Below are 1,084 nucleotides of genomic sequence, written 5' to 3'. Positions count from 1 at the left end.
CAATGCAGGTAGGACTTGCCGCTTCGGCAGGTGGTTGGACATCTACGATGACCTATACGAACACCACGCTCACTGCAAGCCGAGTCACAGCTCCGGTTCCTGTCAATTATTTGAACAAAGTGACAGGTCAAGCGATTCCTAGTATGGGTCCGAGCACAATCACGGCGAATGTCGGGGATACCGTTGGACTATCGCTTGTTGCTCCGACGACAAGTAGTCCCGATAGCAATAGTTATACTTTTCTAGCACCAGCAGCGCCGGCAGGCTATAATGCCAATTCTTCTACGAATACGGTAATTTCTGCAACGAATCCTGCAAGTTCAACCAATACCGCTGCAACAAAGGTTCAAGCTGTCGCTCAAGGTGCAACAAATCCTAATGTAGTGAACGTGACTTATACGCCGAGCCAACAGACCGTTGCTTTCAATTGGACACTGGCCTCTGGCAGCACTCTTGCAACACTTCCTGCATCTAAAAGCTACGGCGCAGCAGGAACTGGAGTTCCGACCGATAGCTCGGTCGTAACTGACAATCCTTTCGCCTCTACGACCCTCCTTAAAAACTATGCCAGTGACTTGACCTCAGCTGTCCCTGCAGGCTACAACATTACGGATATCACGAATGGCACGACGAGCTATACAGGTGCGACAACTGCAGCAACACTGGCAGCTTTCGCAAGCAGCCAACCCGACAGTCAGTGCGACTCAAGCAAGCAACAACTATACGGTCACGCTCACAGCTGCAGCACAAACGGCAACCTTCAACTATGGCTATATCAACACGGCACAGCACACGCCGGCTGTACCCAGCAGTATGACAACGACAGGAGGGACGACAGGAGCGAATGTCGCACAATCACTACCAACTGGCTGGAACACGCCTTCCAATACAGCGACAGCGGCGAATAAAATCCCTTATGGATATTATATCTCTGCCATCTATGCAGGAAACTCTGCAACAGGAACACCGATAGCCACAGGGACGGGAATGGGACCACAAACAACGTCTGGTGCATGGGCTAATTTTCCTGCAACAGGTCAGACCTACGGGGCAACGGGCAATCAATACTATGTGCAACGCTCGC

At 51.3% G+C, this 1,084-nt stretch carries 1 protein-coding gene; it reads left to right on the top strand.

Features of this window, described 5'->3' with window-relative positions; genetic code table 11:
- Positions 1 to 813: 813 nt before the first annotated feature.
- Positions 814 to 1,084 (top strand): hypothetical protein (locus BAZO_RS21750; protein WP_211208560.1); only part of this gene is annotated, 271 nt, incomplete at its 3' end.

It is taken from the genome of Schinkia azotoformans LMG 9581, assembly GCF_000307855.1.
Classification (GTDB): Bacteria; Bacillota; Bacilli; order Bacillales; family Bacillaceae_J; genus Schinkia; species Schinkia azotoformans.
Note: the sequence above shows the minus strand (reverse complement) of the source record. Positions and strands in the feature narration are given on the sequence as shown.